14 protein-coding genes are annotated in these 18,910 nt (G+C 42.6%); 2 read left to right on the top strand and 12 right to left on the bottom strand.

All coding sequences use genetic code 11. The features are described 5' to 3' along the window. Nucleotides 1-26: 26 nt before the first annotated feature. Together rarD and C1S74_RS21610 are read right to left on the bottom strand one after the other, a co-directional pair. On the bottom strand, nucleotides 27-932 hold the full coding sequence (gene rarD, locus C1S74_RS21615) for an EamA family transporter RarD (protein ID WP_045399815.1): 906 nt from the start codon (nucleotides 930-932) through the stop codon (nucleotides 27-29). A 79-nt stretch (nucleotides 933-1,011) separates the two neighbouring features. Next, nucleotides 1,012-1,734 (bottom strand): sulfite exporter TauE/SafE family protein, encoded by a 723-nt coding sequence (locus tag C1S74_RS21610; RefSeq protein WP_038867766.1) that lies wholly within the window; start codon nucleotides 1,732-1,734, stop codon nucleotides 1,012-1,014. A gap of 356 nt (nucleotides 1,735-2,090) precedes the next feature. Here C1S74_RS21610 and C1S74_RS21605 point away from each other — a divergent pair, with 356 nt between their 5' ends. Continuing rightward, nucleotides 2,091-2,636, top strand: coding sequence for a type II secretion system protein (locus tag C1S74_RS21605; RefSeq protein WP_038867769.1), 546 nt, complete (start codon nucleotides 2,091-2,093; stop codon nucleotides 2,634-2,636). Nucleotides 2,637-2,683: 47 nt separating this feature from the next. On the opposite strand, the gene C1S74_RS21600 is transcribed toward C1S74_RS21605, so the two are convergent. Beyond that, the gene (locus C1S74_RS21600; protein ID WP_038867771.1) at nucleotides 2,684-3,664 is read right to left on the bottom strand and encodes a chemotaxis protein; all 981 of its coding nucleotides are present in this window, start codon (nucleotides 3,662-3,664) and stop codon (nucleotides 2,684-2,686) included. Between the two features lie 262 nt (nucleotides 3,665-3,926). Next, nucleotides 3,927-4,649 (bottom strand): nitroreductase family protein, encoded by a 723-nt coding sequence (locus C1S74_RS21590; protein ID WP_045399813.1) that lies wholly within the window; start codon nucleotides 4,647-4,649, stop codon nucleotides 3,927-3,929. 695 nt (nucleotides 4,650-5,344) lie between these two features. On the opposite strand from C1S74_RS21590, the gene C1S74_RS21580 reads away from it, so the two are divergent. After that, entirely contained in the window at nucleotides 5,345-5,953 is a 609-nt protein-coding gene (locus tag C1S74_RS21580) for a response regulator transcription factor (protein WP_045399811.1), read from the top strand. On the opposite strand, the gene C1S74_RS21575 is transcribed toward C1S74_RS21580, so the two are convergent. From C1S74_RS21575 to C1S74_RS21540, 8 genes are all read right to left on the bottom strand, one after another. Next, entirely contained in the window at nucleotides 5,950-6,837 is an 888-nt protein-coding gene (locus C1S74_RS21575; protein ID WP_045399929.1) for a LysR family transcriptional regulator, read from the bottom strand. The two genes, C1S74_RS21580 and C1S74_RS21575, sit on opposite strands and share 4 nt — an antisense overlap. A gap of 182 nt (nucleotides 6,838-7,019) precedes the next feature. Continuing rightward, nucleotides 7,020-8,402, bottom strand: a complete 1,383-nt coding sequence (locus C1S74_RS21570) for a GGDEF domain-containing protein (protein WP_045399810.1) — start codon at nucleotides 8,400-8,402, stop codon at nucleotides 7,020-7,022. A 10-nt stretch (nucleotides 8,403-8,412) separates the two neighbouring features. Next, nucleotides 8,413-9,009, bottom strand: coding sequence for a response regulator transcription factor (locus C1S74_RS21565; protein WP_045399807.1), 597 nt, complete (start codon nucleotides 9,007-9,009; stop codon nucleotides 8,413-8,415). Between the two features lie 4 nt (nucleotides 9,010-9,013). Then, entirely contained in the window at nucleotides 9,014-10,168 is a 1,155-nt protein-coding gene (locus C1S74_RS21560) for an EAL domain-containing response regulator (protein ID WP_045399806.1), read from the bottom strand. Further along, the gene (locus tag C1S74_RS21555; protein WP_045399804.1) at nucleotides 10,161-13,811 is read right to left on the bottom strand and encodes an ATP-binding protein; all 3,651 of its coding nucleotides are present in this window, start codon (nucleotides 13,809-13,811) and stop codon (nucleotides 10,161-10,163) included. The genes C1S74_RS21560 and C1S74_RS21555 overlap by 8 nt, the downstream gene beginning before the upstream one ends. A 290-nt stretch (nucleotides 13,812-14,101) precedes the next feature. Beyond that, nucleotides 14,102-16,027, bottom strand: coding sequence for a diguanylate cyclase domain-containing protein (locus C1S74_RS21550; protein WP_045399803.1), 1,926 nt, complete (start codon nucleotides 16,025-16,027; stop codon nucleotides 14,102-14,104). Next, nucleotides 16,024-16,563 (bottom strand): YfiR family protein, encoded by a 540-nt coding sequence (locus tag C1S74_RS21545; RefSeq protein WP_045399801.1) that lies wholly within the window; start codon nucleotides 16,561-16,563, stop codon nucleotides 16,024-16,026. Before C1S74_RS21545 ends, C1S74_RS21550 begins: the two co-directional genes overlap by 4 nt. Beyond that, complete coding sequence (locus tag C1S74_RS21540) at nucleotides 16,557-18,713, bottom strand: TonB-dependent receptor plug domain-containing protein (protein ID WP_045399799.1); 2,157 nt, start codon at nucleotides 18,711-18,713, stop codon at nucleotides 16,557-16,559. Before C1S74_RS21540 ends, C1S74_RS21545 begins: the two co-directional genes overlap by 7 nt. Between the last annotated feature and the right edge of the window lie 197 nt (nucleotides 18,714-18,910).

Raw genomic sequence — 18,910 nt, 5'->3', positions numbered from 1 at the left:
CCCTATGAACCTAAAGAAGGAATCAATTAAAGTGAGTGGTTGGCAAGCTTTTTTCGCTTGGCAAGTTTGGCGATCCCTTCAAAGATAGTAAATAGCAGCCCTACCCAAATAAATGCAAATGTCACGGCTTTTACGCTATCGAATACTTCTCCAAAAAATACAACGGCTAAAACAAACTGTAAACTCGGCTCGATGTATTGCATCAAACCAACCGTTGATAAGTTAGTAATACGAATAGCAATGGAGTAGAAAATTAACGGTAATAGCGTAACCGGAGCACTCCCCAAATAGAGCATAAATGTTGTTACATCAACCGTTGATGCTAGTTGACCAAAGCTCCACTGTTTAATAAATAAATACGTTAAGGCAAACGGTGTTAACACAATGGCTTCGACAAAAAGCGTTGTACTCCAGTCATAATTGATCTTTTTCTTGAATAAGCCATAGAGTGAAAAGAACAACCCCATCGTCAACGCAACTAAAGGTAACTGACCATATTGAATCACCTGGTAGATAACACCAATTGATGCCAGTAATATCGCAATAAACTGCCCTTTTGAAAGCTTATCACCTAAGACAAACACCCCAAGGGCCACTGAGACAAGCGGGCCTATAAAAAAGCCTAAGCTAGCATCAATAACACGGTTATTCGTTAACGCCCACGTAAACGCCACCCAGGATATACACATCAAACTACTGGCAACAAACGTATACCATAGTGATTTTTTATCTTGCCAAATTGCCGTCCATTTAGGCCAATGGCGGGTGATCGCCAAAACCATAATAAAACCAACCGGAACTGAACCAATAATGCGCAGTGCCAATAGTTCATCCATTGAAGCATTAGGTAAAAAACGATAGTAAATAGGCAGTAATCCCCAGATTACAAAGGACAACGCTGCCATGAAATTGCCGTAACGACTGTTGTTCATAACTAACTCGACAAAGAAAAGTGACGCGATTCTATAGTGAGAACGCGTTTTGTAAAGCGAATTTGACCTTCTCGGATAACTACAAAGAGAGACCTTGGATCACCGCAGTAATACCACTAACAAAGCACAGTGTGAGAGCGCCAAAACGAATCTTTTCTTTTGGTAAAGACTGCGTTGTTTTTACCGCTAACCAGTAACCAAGTGCGGCCGCTGGTAGCAAGGGCAAAGTAATCACCAGATGATGTAAGTTAAAGAAACCCACAGGGATCTGAACAATCAAAGAGATAATAGAACTGAACACAAAAAACGCTGACAGGTTACCACGTAACTGATTTGCTTCTTGATGCTGCAATAAAAGCGCCATTGGTGGTCCACCAATAGCAGAACTCGTACCAAATAAACCAGAAAAGAATCCAGCAAAAGTCATACGACCTGGCGTAGGTTCAATACGAAATGGCAACACGCTGACGGAAACGGCAAACAGAACCAAAAAGCCAATCCATAAAGTTAATGCTTCTGTCGAAACGAAAAACAGTAAGACACCACCAGCAATTGATCCGGGAACACGTCCAATCAGTGCCATCTTTAAACCGCCAATTTCGACGCTGCTTCTGTGCTTCATCGCATTCATTAACGAGATAAACAATGCGACCAAACAGATAGGTGCAGGCACATACTCTGGAGCCCAGAGAATGAGTAGTGGCGCGGCGACAATAGCAAGGCCAAATCCAATCGCGGTTTGAACGTAAGAGCCTAAGAAGATCAGCCCCATAGCAAGCAAGTTTGTAGAATCGAATTCCATCGATGTCATTCTTATATTTGATTTTATGATTAGAAAGCAGAATGAATATCAGATAGTAATAATTCCCCTACTCTCGCCCTGCGTAGGATTCATCAAAGCGCACTAAAACACAATCAAAATGTGTCAACATTTGAACTTCTTAGTCTCAGTTTCTACGACTTTACAATTCATACAGATTTGCAACGCTAGATTTACGATTTCCGCACTATTCAGCACAAATAAACGGCACTATAATCACACTCCATTTTAGAGTGGATGCACCATATAAATTCACCATTAATGGAAATTAATAGTCTATAGCACCATATAAATTAAAAACATTAGACTATCGTATCAACCTAATTAAAAGATGATTTATGAAAAGAAAATCAGGTTTTACTTTAATTGAGCTTGTTGTTGTTATCGTTATCCTTGGTATTTTGGCTGTCACCGCTGCTCCGCGCTTTTTAAACATTCAAGACGATGCTCGTGAAGCTCGCTTGGAAGGGATGAAAGGTGCGATAGCTTCTGGCCTAGGGATCGGTTTTGGGAAAATGGCTGTAGCGGGTTTAGAGCACTATCGTTACGTCTCGAATATTGGTCCTGATACCGGAATTACACCAAACACACCAGCAATGGATCTTCCGTTTCCTGGCTGTGAGGTCAATGGAAGCAACAGTTGTACTTTTCGTTATGGTTATGCCGACGCCGATGAATCTAGTCTAAGTATTCTCGTAGCAGAGTTAGACGATAGACACGGTGAAAGTGATTGGCGTGTCGAATCTGACGAAGATGAGATCACTGCCTATATCTACGCTCGAGACGACGGTAAATCAGATGCGACACAATGCGCAATTAAATATACGCCGCCAGTCAACCAAAGTGGGGAATATACGTTAGAGATTTTACCTTGCTCTAAATAACCAAAAGGCTGCCAAATTGGCAGCCTTTTTGTTCACTGTCGGATAGACTACGCAAAATTAAACACGTGTTTATCCATCATATTCACCATACGACCTATCTCAGGCTTGGTGATGGTGTCATTCGCACCAAGAGATAATGCCTTCGCGCGGTTGTCTTCACTCATCAAAGAAGAGAACATCACAATTGGAGTTTGGTTGTACGCTTCTGTATCACGCAGTCGTTTCACTAAGTGCATGCCGTCCATACGAGGCATCTCAACGTCAGTGACGACAGCATCAAGCAACTCACGCACTGGTAAGTTTTCTTCTTTCGCCACTTCAATCAAGCTCATTAGCTTTTCATACGCTTCACCACCATCTTTACAAGTGATCACGTTATAACCCGCAGAAGCCAAGGTATCTTGAATCAAAGAACGAATAAATGCAGAGTCATCCACAACCATAATAGTTTTAGCATTACGTTTGCCAACCATTCGCTGGTTCAAATCAACCGATTTATCGCCCGTCACATCGTATTTTTCCATGCTCAGTTCTGGGTTGATGTCAGCAATGATTTTTTCGAAATCGAGAATCATGATTAAGTTGCCATCTTTACGCACAACGGCAACGACACAATCTTGCTCCCCAGCTTCTAGAAACTGGCTTGGAGATTCAACATCATTCCAAGAAATACGATGAATACGAGAAATACTGTCGATCAAGAAGCCATTAGTCATCTTGTTAAAGTCAGTAACGATAACAAACTTACGTTCTAAATCACGGCGTGTCGGGACACCTAACCAACCAGCAAGATCAACAAGAGGCGTAAGCACTTCACGAGAAGAAAAGACACCAATCATGTGCGGTTGGGCGTTCGGATAATCAGTCGTCTCTGGGACGCGAATCACTTCACGAACCTTAGCGACGTTAATGCCGTAAAAACATGTTTTTGTGCTGCCATCTGGCATTTGTTTTTCTAGATGGAACTCAATGATTTCAAGTTCATTGGTGCCACTTTCAGTCAAAATGGTGCTGGTTACGTTACTCATAAACCCAATTATCCAAAATACGCATCAAGAAAAAGAGGCTTGATGCAATGCCACAGAGAATCACTTCACAGGCGAAAAATCCAAGAGTCCTTTTGTAGTCGTTGAGACAGAATTTGTAAATAATCAAAAGGATGCGAACTGCACACTTCTCTATCAAATGCTGAAATTTTGTCTCATTTTTGAACAAAACACATTCAACGACTCAATATCGCAGTTTACTCACTACTGTTAACGGCATAGCGACAGAAAAGTTTAGTGTTAATTAATGTGATTTAATCACGCTGTCGTTAGCAACGCGATGACGTTCTCCATACACGCCTTCTTCACTTCTTACACCGCAGCTGATGATCATGGTGATCTGGTCACTACCACGTAACCCAAGAAGCTGCTTTACTCGTTTTGAATCAAAGCCTTCCATTGGGCACGTGTCGTACCCCTTTTCACGCATCGCATACATAAACGTCATCGCGGCTAAAGAAACACTCTTGTGCAAACAAACACGAATATCCGACTTACTGACTTCGCGAACCATTGGCTTATTGCGCCCCAACCACCAACTGTATAACTTGCGTACAACGCCACGAAGACCAAATGCATCATTGTTGTAAACCATTGGAATCAGTTTTTCGTAATACATAAGAGCGCGCTTAGCCGCAGCGTCGTCACGGTTTTCAAAAGCTTGACGCACAGTCTCTGCGTTGCGCTTGGCGCGCTCTTGCCAGTTATGAGTCGTAGCAACAAACACAACCAGTTCATTCGCCGTTTTCGCTGCATTTTGCCCCATACAAAACTCTGCAAGTTGCTCACGTTTTTCAGATGAAATAACACGATGAAATTCCCACATCTGCATGTTGCTGCTGTTTGGGCTTAATGTTGTCAGCTCAAGGGCATCCGCGACATCATTGTGGTTAAAATCAGCACTGGCATCGTACTTACGTACAGAACGACGGGAGTGAACAATGGATTCAAAAGAAGGTTGGCTCATAACAGACTCAAAATAGAACAAAAAAGGGATCTTTACTGATTCATCTCAGCACTGCAAGAGATGACTTCAGAAACGGTGTCATTGATAGTGTGAAAGTCGACAAAGTTTGAATTGATGGTTTGGGCTGTAAGAGCACCGACTACGGTAATCGTAAACGTACTAAAATAACGGCACCTAAAATCAGGAAACAAATTTATTGTATTTTTTATCCTATTTAGCACTTCTTCTGCTCCATAAGAGCAGTAAGACAGAAACACTCAAAACAATGATTGCTGACTGCAAATCACTCCTTTTATTTTAAATGAGTGATGTCATCGTAATTGAGGTCTGTTGACCTTTCGAGCTGATTTTTGCAGCGAATTGTTGGATATTTATACAAGACAGAGACTTTGCTGTGTAGCTAGCCTACATGAGAAGTCGATAACGCAGTAGAAATGACCAACAAACGCTGCCCAAAGGGTTCGGCTAAAAAAGAGACGGGCAGATTGATATACAACAACCGAACTATAAAAGATTTCATCCAATTGATTTAATTAGCATTACAATAGACCATTCCAACATATGAGACAGTAAGTTTCAAATAATGAAATTGTCATTTTCACCAATTCCACACAGATTTTTCCTACAATCCTCCTACGTTAAATGAGTGCTGAAAGGAAGCAGCGGTAAATTGAAATATAAGGTGAGGCATAACTATGAATAACGTTCTTATTATCGACGACCAACCGTTATATAGTGAAGCTCTGGCTTCTCTCGTTCAAAGCGCATTCCCATCCGTCAACATTGTCGAATCAATCGACAGTGCAGAGGTGATGGAGTTAATTCGTACTCAACCGATCGATTTGGTTATTTTAGATGTTGTGCTTGGGGACAGAGACGGTATGCGTTTAGCTAAGAATATTCTGGCAACAGGTTACCAAGGAAAGATCCTGTTTATTTCATCCCGAGATTATTCAAGCTTATCTAAAGCCGCATTTGAAATGGGTGCACACGGCTTTTTGAATAAGAATGAAGCGAAAGCGACGATCATGGATGCGATTCTGAGCGTGACACGTGGTTATTCAATGTTTAAAGCGACGCACAACCAATCATCAAGTAACGTCACTTTATCCAATCGTGAAGCCATGGTTTTCCACTATTTAACGCAAGGTTACTCAAATAAAAAGATTTCTGAGCAACTGTCACTAAGCGCGAAAACCATCAGCACTTACAAAACACGTATCCTCAAAAAGTACCATGCAGAATCCGTTGTTGAACTGCTCAACACGCTGCCTCAAGAGGAATTCGGCACCTTGTACTGTTAACGGAACACATATTTCGAGATAGCATCGGTGAGTAGCTGATGCATCGAATTGTAGCGATGAGTTTGCTTCATCTGTACCACAACTTTGGGGCGGCCATTTGGGTAAAAGCTCTCTGGTACTGGGATAAAACAATAGCCTTTAATCGGATTTTGATATTCAAGTAAGATCGTCGCTGCATTTTTGAGTTTAATCGCCTCCAACAAGCTTGTAATATTCCCCATCGTAGCCACTCGGTTTACATTCAATCCTCTTTGTTCCAACGCACGCTCCGTCACTTGCTCTCGCTCTTTCCAACCACTCATTTCTAATAAGATGAAAGGAAGATTGCAGGCTTTCTCTAACTCATTGATACCCAACTCTTCAGGTACAACAATAACAGTTGGTGCATAACCAACGAACTGTTGATGAATTGCTTTAGGATACTCTTCATTAAAGTAATGCAGTTGCATGTCCACTTTGCCTTCCAAGATGTCCTCAATCGTGTGATCGGTATTGCTAAACACACTGATGTGGGCATTTGGAAACAGAGCCATCAAATCCACAAGAAGAAGGTGCCCGAAAGAATATTGCGCAGATTGAGGTAAGCAGATCGTAATATTCTTTTCATAAGAAAGAGGATCAAATTCACGTCGAATCAAGCAAGATTCGAGCTGATCCAGTACACTAGTAATTTCCGGCAACTTACGCTTTAAATAGTCTGTGGGTTCAAAATGATGGGCATGACGTATAAAAAGCTCGTCTTCTAATTGAGTGCGCAATCGAGTGAGATATTTGCTGATAGACGCCTCACTTTTACCTAGGGCTTTCGCCACAGGTTTTAGTTGCCGATGACGCTCCAGTAGCACCAGTATTTTTAGGAGGTTTAGGTCGAGATCTTTATTCACAGTGTCGTTACCAAATCGAATCAAAGATAAAAGTTGTTTTTTATACTTACCTTCAGCCAAAGACAAAGAAAGCAGCCTTTGCATTGGCTGCTCTACTATAAAAGACCAAAGTAACTTTTAGGTCAAGTTTATCAAACTCTTATCTCACGACTTAATGACAATAAAGTGAATCAGATTAATTATCAGCTTTGGGACACAACCTTATCGCTGCGGTGACGTTTAGTCTCATAGAGATCCTCATCAGCACGCATGATGACATCATTTAATGTTTCATGTTCAGAACTCGTTGCAAGCCCGGTACTCACGCTCACGTCAATATTTAAGGTTTTTAAACGGTTCTCTCCCACTGCAAATTGCAGCTTCTTCGCTAACATCAGTGACTTGCTCTCACTGCACCGAGGTAGGATGGCAATAAACTCATCTCCTCCCGTCCGGATAAGGTAATCCGTCGTCCTAAACACTTTCTTCATTGCGTCAGCAATAATGACAATCACCTCGTCCCCAACATGGTGACCGTATTTGTCATTGATACGCTTCACTCTATCGCCATCAATTGCAATCACGGTGAAAGGTGTCATTTTGATTTTGTTCTTAAATGCTTGCTCCTTAAACACCTTGCGATTAAACAGGCCTGTCAGTTCATCTTTCGTTGCATCGCTGATTGCATTCGCTAATTGAATCTTGCTCTCTTTTGACTCTTGCGCCTTCGAGTAGTAGCCATAAATTGAGGCAAACATGATCAGGAATAAAAAACCAAAATCGATCAGTATCTTACTGAATGGGTACTTGTAGACGATTAAGTTGTTGTTATCGGCAACATAGGTTTGCGTGTAGGCAAAATCAGGCCAAGGATAACGCGGATAATACACAACGACGTGCTTATTACCGTTATTGATATCCACTTTCAACGCTTTACCTTCTTCCGTGAGTGAGTCAAGAAAGATTTGTTCGCCAAACTCGCCGACAATATCTCCCTGATAGTAGACCGGGCTAATAACATTAAACGCCCGACTGTCAGAATATGTCGTCTTAAACGGCTGAGAAATTAAAATACGATCAGCTAGCTGATTCTTCCAAGCCGCCAATACACACGATTTAGTTTCTTTACACCAATCGATGTCAAAAGGCGCAGACAAATTCTCAAGCTCATCGATTGGGCTCTCGAGTATGAGTTTATTTGCCGTGTAAGAACGAAAATAGAGCACAACATCAATACGCTCATAAACGTTTGATAAATATCCTTCTGCTTCATTCAGTACTTTGCGCGCTACCGCTTCGACGTAATCCAGCTCGCTGCCTGGCTCTAGTGCATAAATGGCGTCTTGAATACTGAACTCTGTGATGTCACTAATTTCCTGTGCGGTCAGGCCTTCATAACGGGCCAGTTCTGACTCCATTAATAGACCAAGCAACGTCACCTTTTGCTTGGTCTTGGAGATACCCTGTGTATAGATTTTGAATTGCTTCACTTCATGAGAAATCAACATGGCACCAATCATGGTTATTGAACTTATGAACAAAAGCGCTGCAAAGAAAAAAGATAAGTAAATATTTTTGAGATTCATCCTTTACCTTCTATGTATCAACAACTTTTGAAAGCTCCACGATGTTTTTCACGTTGAACTTCACCATTACCCTGCGCTTATAAGTGCTGACTGTCTTATCACTGATCGACAACACATCAGCAATATCGCGGTTACTTTTCCCTTGAAGTAACAGCTTCATTACTGCACTCTCTCGGCTCGATAGCATTGGGACATTTCTGTCTTCCTCTACCGTTTGTTTGAACTTGAAAAACGAATACCCTTTCATAACTGCTTCTATGGCATCTTTTAAGATTTCGTGATTTTCTGATTTACAGACATAGCCATCGGCACCAGAGCGAAATGCCATTTGGCTATACATGTGGCTTGTCTCGGCAGAAAAGAAAATGACTTTTCCATTAAAGCCGTGGGATTTAATACGCTTATAAAAATCGTATCCATCACAATCAGCAAGGTTTACGTCTAAGATCAATAAGCCTATGCTTCCTTTGAGTATTCTTAACGCCTCTTTTGAGCTTGTTGCTGTCATCACCTCATTGGCGATATCCAAACTTTCTACAAGCGATTTAATGGCAACACTAACAAGTGGGTGATCATCAAAGATCAGGCAGTTCATTTTATTCATCATTCTTTTAATTCAGTATCGTTATAGCTTCTAAAGGCATTGGTTTATCGATGTAATAACCTTGGAAAACATCGATTGTGTATTGGCGCATGGTTTGCAGCGTAACCTCGTCTTCCACCCCCTCTGCGACAACGCTAATGTTGAGACTTTTTGCTAATGCGCATATCGCCAACACAATGTTTTTCTTTTTCGGATCGTTTACTAACCCCTGTATAAACGAACGGTCGATTTTCAGTTCGTTAAAAGGCAATTGTGCGAGTTTTTCTAGCGATGACGAACCCGTACCAAAATCATCGATACTGACCGTCACGCCACTCATTCTGAACTTAAGTAGGTTTTTGTAGAGTGCCGCACTGGTTTGAAAGGTATCACGCTCAGTAATTTCAATCGTAAACCGATCTGGGCTAATACCATTTTCGCAGCAACGCTGAATAAACTGGCTGGCAAAATCACAATCTTCTAGATTATCGTGATCAACGTTAATAGAGATTTTTTGGTTTAACCCATGATGCTTAATGTCGTTTAACGCATTACTAAACACAGCATCAAACAGATCCGCTGACAAATGACAACGTTCGACAATAGACAAAAAACTGTCTGGCGGCAGTACACCATGAGTAGGATGAAACCAACGGGCTAAGGCTTCATACCCAATGATTTCGCCAGTATGTGCATCCGCCAACGGTTGATAGTAGTTTTTTATTCGCCCTTCTCTCAATGCGAGCAAAAACTCTTGGTCTTGAACATCAAAACATTGATCAAACTGAGAAACTTTTTCAGGTTCACGCCTTGCAAGGGTTAGCATGTCGATAACTTGTTGCTCTTCATAAGGTTTTAACAACTTGCCAAGCACTTCAAAGCTAAAGGTTTCACACATAGCACGAACTGCCGTCACTATCGATAGCTCCATTGCACTCACAAGAACAACATTTCCTTGGTAGTCAATGTGATCGAGCATCTCCATCATGTCGATTCCATCTTTCTCTGGCATCTGCAAATCACAAAAGATAATGTCGATATAAACGTCTTTCGCATACGCAATCGCACTATCTGCGTTATCAAATGTAACTACATCAACACCGTTACGCAGCAGCATCTGCTTTAGTAAAGTAATCTGTAATGGATGGTCATCGATCACCATCGCTTTAAGTGGTTTATTCATGCGCTTTAATCCAGTGTCCTGCGAGGTCGATTTCTTGTTCTATACGGTTAATAAGTCCTGTGACATGCGAGTCAAAATCAGCGTCACTTGCTTGTTCAGCTTCAACACATAATTCAACCAAGAGGGTGATTCCTATCGCGCCTAGCGCCCCTTTAATTCCGTGGATAATTTGCGCCTTCTCTTGTTTACTTTCTGCCACTTTTAAGTTTGTTACGTCTTGCGTCATTGAGCTTTTAAACACATTGGCGATCTCTTTTGCATCTTGCGCTCGGAACTTACCTATCCATTCGGGCCATAGGTTTGATTTTTGTTCACTTAAGTAAGGCAATAGCTTCAACTTGAGTTGCTCTAGGTCATATGGCTTATAAAGAATGTCGTCAATGCCAATGTTTTTTGCGCGTTCGTTTGCTAGTCGAGAATCCTCCGCAGTCACGCCAATGACAGGGATTTTAGAAAGCGTCGCGCTCGCTTTGAGTTTGTTCACCAACGCAAAGCCATCCATCTCTGGCATATGGAAATCAGTTAAGACTAAGGTAACGTGCTCATCTTGATTTACGTATTGCCATGCTTCTAAACCATTACTCACAATGACAGGCTCTATACCCAGTTCTCGTAATTGCATGGTAATAACGCTTTGGTTGATTGGGTTGTCTTCTGCAACCAAGACCGTGCCATGCTTCCATGAGACGTTGTCTGCAGGCTTGATTATCTCTACAGCAGGTGTACAACCTTGACTCAACAGATTTAGTAACGAATCCGGGTATTTAGCTTCTGTTGCGGTCAACGAACATATGACATCACAACCACAATTCAAATTAAGCCCTTGATACTTACCTTCCTCAGAAAACTTTCCAGTTAGACTTGAGGATATGTCCGTCGACTCCATCCCCCAGACCGCACACCAGTCACGGATATTGGCAGGCAACGTTGGTGAGTAGCTATAAGCAATCGCAGGTTGCGCTTGGGGCTGACACAACTTGATAGGCAGTTTGACAACAATGGTAGTACCGAGGCCAAACTCAGAGTTAATCTGAAGATCACCTCCCATGCATTCTACAAGGCCATCGACAATACTAAGTCCCAACCCAGTACCACCGAATTTGCGTGTGATCGTATCGTCTGCTTGAACAAAGGGTTGGAGGATTCCATCGAGCTGCGCTTCCGTCATTCCTATACCTGTGTCCGCAATTTTTAGAATCAGTTGTTCTTGATTGAGTGCAATGCTGATACGAATTTCACCATCAGACGTAAACTTCACCGCATTTGACAGAATATTGGTCGTAATTTGAACTAAGCGAACCGCATCCACTTTCAACCATGGGTTGATAAAAGGCTTGATAGTGACACGATAATCCAACCCTTTACTCTGCGCTTTTGGCTCGAAGCTACGCACGACATCGCACAAGGTAGTTACGATGTTGGTTTTGATTGGCGTCACCTTTAATTGGCCAGCTTCCAGTTTTGAATAATCTAAGATTTCATCCACCAGCAAATTGAGGTGATTAAGTGAACGCATTGCCTGTGTAACAATTTCTTTATTAGTGTCGCAGCGCGCCTGTCGCTCTAGTAGGTCTAGCAAGCCATGTGCAGCGGATAGCGGCGTTCTTAGTTCATGACTCATGGTAGCTAAAAAGTTTTCACGTGCTCGAACAGCGGTTTGGGCTTTTTCTTGTGCATCAATCAGCGCGAATTCACGTTCTTTTTGTTCTGTAATATCTTGAAGCACAGTGAGAACGAACTTCTTCTTACTGCTTGGCGAAAGAATGGTTTTTCGCTCACGATACACGTGCTGGATACCAACTTTACAGCCGGTAGATGCGGTTGTATCTGTAATGCGTTTGCCTCCGATGACTTCACCAAGTTCGCGAGCATTATCTACCAATGGTTTTGCGGTTTTGCGATCTAGAATTGTGCAGCCCTTGCATCGCCCATTGAGATACAAAGAGCAATTACTCATTTGAATCTGGTTGTCTTCTCCATGAATGAAAACGATGCTGTTGATCTCTTGAATAATTCCCATCAACCACTGTTTCTCTTTCTCTTCATTGGTGGCATTGAGTTCAGCGAGGTTCACTTTCAATTTGAGGTGCGCTAATACGAAGTAGACCACAGCAAGAAGAGCTACAAAGATGACAGCAATAAACAGAACAATGATGGTGATCTCTTGTTCGTCGTAACCATAGACAAGGTTGAAGTTTCGGTACGTTCGGCTTAGCTTGTCGATCTCTTTGGCATCTATCGTGTCTATGATGCTGTCTAAGATTTTCTTTAAATTGGTATTGTGGTTAGCAACCGCGAAGGCAATCGACAGCGTCAGAACGTCCTTTTCACTGATCAACAACCCATCAATGTTATCTTGTGCGATCATGCTATGAACAATGTCATCAGGCACGTAAGCAACATCGATCCCACCCGATTTCAAGTCACTCAGCAACTTTTTTAAGTCGTCATAGCGTGTAAACCGCTCTTCTTTCCAAGAATCAAGATTAACTAATCCCTGCTTTTTCAAGCTCATTAATATGCCCGACTTTGCATCGTGTCGTGGATAGTTCTCAACATCTAATGCTTCGATCGCAACAAAGTTGTTATGCATAAAAGGTTTAGTAATCAACCAATCTGACGAGCGAGCATAGTCAACATAAGCAACAGGCACTAGATCAGAAGAGAATGCGGTTAAGCCGCTATCTAGGCTGTTCGTTGGTGGCACGTACTCAAACTTTAAGCCCGTTCTTGAACGAATAAGGTCAATGAAATCTGGAAGAAAGCCGTCCAAACTGCCCGAATGCGGGTTCCGATAGAGAAACGGAAATGCTTCTTCGCTGCTGCTGTAAGTAATGGCTTTATTGCTATCTAGCTCACGACGGTACTCAACCAACAACTTGTCATTTACGTGGTAAGGATTTTTCGAAGCCACTGAACGGATGTTCTTTCCGCGGCGCTCCCAATTTAAGATCTTGTTGATTCGCTTTACAAGATCTTGGTTGGATTTTGAGGTGATGAAGCTTACCTCTTCGGCATTGAGCCAACTAGGAATATCTACCGTTCCTTCTACAATGTCATTCTGATCCAAGTATTGGTTGATGGCGACGTACGTCGAGATTAGCGCGTTTGCACGACCGCTACGCACTTCCTCAAATGCCTTAATACGCGTTTTAACCGTGCGTACTTTAGTCGCTCCCGCTTCTTTTACGGAATCACAGTATACTGAGCCCTCTACGCAAACCCATTGAAGCTCTCGAGGATCACGTTGGTTATAACTGCTGTCTCGATACCAAACAGCAACCGTGCTAGAAAAAAACGGTTCGGAAAACAAGAAGCGGCGGGTTCTTTCCGGTGTTTTGCTAAAACCAACGGCACCATCAACCGTACCATTTTCGATGTCAGCTAAAAGTGCGGGAATCGTACCGTAAGGACGAAGCTCCAGCTTGAGGTTGAGTACCTTGGCAATATTCGTCAGGTACTCTAGATTGATACCATAGAAAACACCGATTTCATTACGAACGTCGGAATTATCTGAATGCTGAGCGATAACCCCTACAACAACCGTTTCTTCTGGCCCACCCGCTGCAAAAGAGCAACTTGAAAGCGCAATAACGAAGAATGCGAAAATGATTACAATGTTTTTTCTTAGAATGCTAAGCATAACTGACTTCCACGATTTGGGAGGCCAGACTAATTTGCACAGCTTAAATGTCAAACTTCGAAACTTAGAGGATTGGGTTTATCCTATTGATAACATTGCGCTTTTTGAATAAAAGTAGGACGATTCTTACAACATTATCCAACTTAGACTACAACATAATTGCGTTCACCATCTCATCATCAACATAATTCAGGTAATCCAACGACTGAAGAGCACAACATGGGTTGCATACTTTGAAGTTTGAGATTACCAATGGAGTAACCACACACCTTGCATTCGTGACCGTTGATTTAGTCCATGATACAAGAAGGTTCCAAACAACCCTGATATTGATTCTTCCCGCTCTTTTTCGCAAGATACATAGCCATGTCTGCTGCATTGATTTTTTCATCTAATGTCGCGTTGTCTTCTCGCGCCCAATAACTCATACCAATACTTGCGGAAATATGGCAAGTAACGTTACCAAAATGAAACGGCTTCGCTAAGCTTTCTATAATGCGCTGAGCAATCGGCTCACAACTTGAAGCATCACGAACAGCTATCAAGAATTCGTCACCCGCTAGGCGAGACACAAGATCCCTTCGCGCGACACAATTCACCAAACGCTGAGCAACGACCTTCAATAGTTGATCACCAATCGAATGCCCATATTGGTCATTGACGGCTTTAAAACCGTCTAAATCTAAGAACAAAATATGCTGCGATGCACCTACATCATGCTTTTCTTGTAGTCGGCGTAACGCTTTTGAACGATTCGCTAAACCTGTTAAAGGATCGTGGTTCGCTTGATAGTTAAGACGTTTTAATTCGATATCAACCGCCAAATCCGTAAATGAAACGACAAACGCTTCTGCACGGCCATTTTCACTCTTCAAAGCTCGAACCTTCAGCTCACACGGCATCACACGCCCTTGTTGGTTTTTTACATCAACGTGCGTTTTGTAGTGACCCGTTTTCAATAACCTTAATTTAATCGCTTTCGTCACTTCAAAAGGTGAAAACAATTCTAGACCTTTTAGTGCATTAACCTCACCAAACCACTGTGTCGCAGATTGATTTTGAGTTTGAACGCTTAAAGCTCGATTCAATACCAATATCGCGTCTTGGTTTTGGTCAAACATCAAGTCGAGTAGCTTACGTCTTTGCTCTGATAACGTTTGCTCAGTGATGTCCTGAAGCTGAATCAAGCTGCTCTTTTCAGTGTCCATCGGATTGCAAGAAATAAGATAACGTTTAGTTTTATCTAAACTGCGAACCTCTAACCCTTTCACCGTTGTGTGAGTGTCGATCGCAAACATAATACGCTCTACTTTCAGCACAGGTTCAAAGTGGCTCATGAGAAGACTTCTTGCATCCAAATTGGCTTCCACTCCTTTTAGTTCTTTTGCTGCTATTGGGTTGAAGTACGTTACCTGATGATGTGAAGACACGACCAAAACACAACGTTGCATTGCATCCAATGCACTGTGGATATAGCGGTTTTTGTCCTCAACTCGCTTCAATACCTGCGCTACTTGAGATTCACGTTCAGCAAGGCTCATCGTCATTTCATTAAAGCATTCTGTCAGTTTGCCCACTTCATCTTGATGGTATACTGGCAGCGCTTTACGGATTACCCCAACACGACTCATATGCTCGACAGAGCGATGCAAAGACAAAAGTGGCAACGAAATTAATGAGTGTAGTAACTTTGCCAACGCCCACGCACACAACGAAAGTAAGAAAACGATAACGCCAAGCGATAACCACATTTTCCGTTCGTTTATTAATAGGTTCTCTAAAGAAACCCATATTTCGAGTGCGCCCAACTTCTCATCGCCTAATAAGACATCGTTATGACGCATCACAACGTTGAGATGTGAACAAATCACCTGACGCTCTTGCCAATGGCAACCTGCTGGCAAATCTTCTATCGACGCAATTGTTTTGTCATGCTGATTGATCACGACCGCGGAAATAATGTCAGGGTCGAAACTCAGGTTGGTCAGTTGCTCTTTTGCCGTGTATGCATCATCAAACATCAATGCCGCTTGTAGGGTGTTCGCCACCCCTTGGCCAAGAATATCAATACGACGCTCCAACGCCTTTTCTTGTGCAAGTACCACGTATTGAATCGCGAGCGTACCAAGACCAATGACAATAAGAGTAATCATTAGCCATGTAGGCAACATCATCTTATGCCTTAAAGGCAAACGAGCGAGACGAGAGCGGATCATGGCGCGACCTCATCTTCAACCAATAAGGAGATACTCAATAGTTGGGCACGCAGTTGTATCTGTGTTGGCGCGACGTGACTACGAGATACCATAGGACGAATACGATTGTTTACCTTAACAAAAGCGACCATGCCCCCTATTTTCACGAACTCTTCGCCATTACTGATCAACAACGAATGAGGGTATTGATCGCGCAACACTAAGATTTGGGACTTCTTTGCTTGCGGTATGTACAAGATATGGCAGGTGTTCGGCGTCACCGGATTTGATAAATCATAGTAACGAGACAACTGCGGCTTACGAGCAACGATGTTTTTAAGGTGCTCGCCAACAGAGTCACTTTCAGACACACAATACTCAACTGGGGCGATGGATTCCCCCGTCGCCATCCAATCGGCGAGCAAAGCAAAACGATATAAATAAACGGCTTTCAGATCCGCATCATCGTATTGAGCGAAGGCAAACGTCGCGCTGAGCAGTGCCCAAATCGTTATTACCCATTTCACTGCTGAGCTTCGCTCAAACCGTTTTACCATTGGGCGTAGTTCCAATCGAGCGTTAGCCAGTATTGCGTTCCATTAGCGAAAGGGTTGTAGTTGTTGGGAAACTCTTTGCTTTGGTCTGCACCTAGATTTTCTACCGACGCTGTAATTTGTGGCAAACAATCGTTGTATTGCCAACTTACCGATGCATCAAAGGAAACCACTTCTGGCCAGTTATAGTCTTTATTCGCTACGTTAACCGGATTCAAAGCCGACTCGTAATCATCGTGTAACTTAGATTCAGAAACATACTGACCAGTCACACTGACCCACCATTGTGGCGTGATGTCCCACATTACCTGTGCATTAACAAAATGATTCGGTTCATTTTCAATCATACGTTTCACGGCCTTGTTGTTAGAGCAAATGGCACCCTCACAATGGCCAACAATACGCTTGTAACTGTAATTGGCGTTTATTTGAATGTCTTGACGAGGTTGCCACTTCACAGAAACCTCCCCACCAAAACTTTCACTCCAGATCGGATCAACTAAGCTGGATGTGTATTGCTCTACAACAGTACCAACCGTGCCCGGTGATGAGTCACCAGTAACAATCGCTTGTGTCGCAGAATCCGTTTTATAAACACGAATATTTTCATGACGAGTATAAAAGCCACCAATATTGAATTGCAGTTTGTTCTCATCCCACAAACGGTATCCAAGCTCGTAGGTCGAGACTGATTCTACATCTAGGTCTTCATTCCCTTTTAATAGGTAACTGTAATAGTAGTCATAATAATTACCGTCGCTGAACTGTACGTTTTCCATATAATGGTTTTCACGCATATACGTATTCAGTTCCAATCGTGACGGCGTCACTATTGCTTTACCCCAACCCGCCCACAATCGTTGGTTATTCGCGAGCTCATAACTCAAACGCACCTGTGGTTGTGGATCGAGATGATGAGTAAGGTTGTTGTATTGCCAGCGATTACCTAATGTCAGTTTGGTTCTCTCGTCCAACGGAATACTCCAGTTGGCATACAGACCATACGATTGGTTGAGAAAATCTGGACTGTCCGATAAGCGCAAATAAGGCATCGTCATTTCATCGTGTTTATCGAAAGTTCCAAACTGTTCATCAATAAGCCGAATATTGGCACCAACAGTAAACTCGGTTCCCCATAGATTTGAAAAGGTATAATGGGAGTCTAGATCTGTTCGGAAAAATCGCGCATTATCGTGTGAAATGTCGTTAGAGCTGTAGGTTAACCAAACTTCATTTTCCCATCGGTCTCCGCTAGGACGATCAAAAATATGATGCCCCCCAACGAAGTACTCTTGCATGGTCATTTCGGTTTCATAAAAGTTGACCGGTTCTGCTCCGGGCATGACAAAGTGAGGCTGATAATTACCCCAGTTGTAGTCTTCGCGAGAGCGAATACCACCAGCTTGTAAACTCAACGTGTGTTCATGCTTTTGATAATCTAATCGGCCACCAAAGCGTTCAGTGTATGCGTTAAAGTGTTGCAGCGGTGCCACGCGGGCCTCATCACTTGTCCAAGGCATGTGATCAACAAACTCACCATAAACACTGTAGTTGGTGTACTCACCAATCGATCCTGCATGATGCAATTGATATTCACTGTAGCCATAATTACCAAAGCTTGCTGACACCTTCCCTTTTGCTGAGCCTTCTGCTTCTTTAGTGATGACGTTGATGACTCCTGTTACGGCATTACCACCCCACACTGTCCCAACCGGGCCCAATACGATTTCTATTTGGGCAATGTTGTCCATGCTAACGGGAATTAAATCCCAATTAACGCCGGATGACATTGGATTGAACACACTGCGGCCATCTACCATGACCAACATCTTGTTGTTAAGTGTTTCATTATTGCCACGCACACTGACCCCCCAATCGTAATTGGAGAACTTGGCGACATGAAGACCGGGTGCCAAAGATAATGCATCAGCCACAGAACGAGCACCAGAGCGTTGGATCTCTTTGGCTGTAATCACATAAACCGAAGCTGGCGTGTCCGCAAGGGATTGAGAGGTACGAGTTGCCGAAACAACTTTAGTGTCTGCCAACGAGCACAGTGGCATCTCTAGCAGGGAATCAAGATCATAGTTAGCATCAGCTGGAGCAACAGCTATAAAAGTGGATGCAATCACGAGGTTTAACGACAAACGCATATGGGTTTTCTCAACGTTTGAACGCTAAATATCAATGTTATGGGGAAGAGGTTCAAACGCTAATTTACAGTGTATCTATATGAGTACAGTGTACCATTTGCCCTAGTGTGGTTCATTTTAAACCAACGCCAATTACGCTGAGTTATTTTTGTCGATACGATTAATGGATATGTCAGATAGTGAGTGTAATGGGTGTT

It is taken from the genome of Vibrio hyugaensis (assembly GCF_002906655.1).
In the GTDB taxonomy this organism is placed as follows: Bacteria; Pseudomonadota; Gammaproteobacteria; order Enterobacterales; family Vibrionaceae; genus Vibrio; species Vibrio hyugaensis.
This window is presented reverse-complemented; position numbering and strand designations above follow the sequence as displayed.

Excerpts from the sequence above, each read along its gene's own strand:
- rarD (WP_045399815.1), bottom strand. The coding sequence starts at position 932 with ATGAACAACAGTCGTTACGGCAATTTCATGGCAGCGTTGTCCTTTGTA.
- C1S74_RS21610 (WP_038867766.1), bottom strand. The coding sequence starts at position 1,734 with ATGGAATTCGATTCTACAAACTTGCTTGCTATGGGGCTGATCTTCTTA.
- C1S74_RS21605 (WP_038867769.1), top strand. The coding sequence starts at position 2,091 with ATGAAAAGAAAATCAGGTTTTACTTTAATTGAGCTTGTTGTTGTTATC.
- C1S74_RS21600 (WP_038867771.1), bottom strand. The coding sequence starts at position 3,664 with ATGAGTAACGTAACCAGCACCATTTTGACTGAAAGTGGCACCAATGAA.
- C1S74_RS21590 (WP_045399813.1), bottom strand. The coding sequence starts at position 4,649 with ATGAGCCAACCTTCTTTTGAATCCATTGTTCACTCCCGTCGTTCTGTA.
- C1S74_RS21580 (WP_045399811.1), top strand. The coding sequence starts at position 5,345 with ATGAATAACGTTCTTATTATCGACGACCAACCGTTATATAGTGAAGCT.
- C1S74_RS21570 (WP_045399810.1), bottom strand. The coding sequence starts at position 8,402 with ATGAATCTCAAAAATATTTACTTATCTTTTTTCTTTGCAGCGCTTTTG.
- C1S74_RS21565 (WP_045399807.1), bottom strand. The coding sequence starts at position 9,009 with ATGATGAATAAAATGAACTGCCTGATCTTTGATGATCACCCACTTGTT.
- C1S74_RS21560 (WP_045399806.1), bottom strand. The coding sequence starts at position 10,168 with ATGAATAAACCACTTAAAGCGATGGTGATCGATGACCATCCATTACAG.
- C1S74_RS21555 (WP_045399804.1), bottom strand. The coding sequence starts at position 13,811 with ATGCTTAGCATTCTAAGAAAAAACATTGTAATCATTTTCGCATTCTTC.
- C1S74_RS21550 (WP_045399803.1), bottom strand. The coding sequence starts at position 16,027 with ATGATCCGCTCTCGTCTCGCTCGTTTGCCTTTAAGGCATAAGATGATG.
- C1S74_RS21545 (WP_045399801.1), bottom strand. The coding sequence starts at position 16,563 with ATGGTAAAACGGTTTGAGCGAAGCTCAGCAGTGAAATGGGTAATAACG.
- C1S74_RS21540 (WP_045399799.1), bottom strand. The coding sequence starts at position 18,713 with ATGCGTTTGTCGTTAAACCTCGTGATTGCATCCACTTTTATAGCTGTT.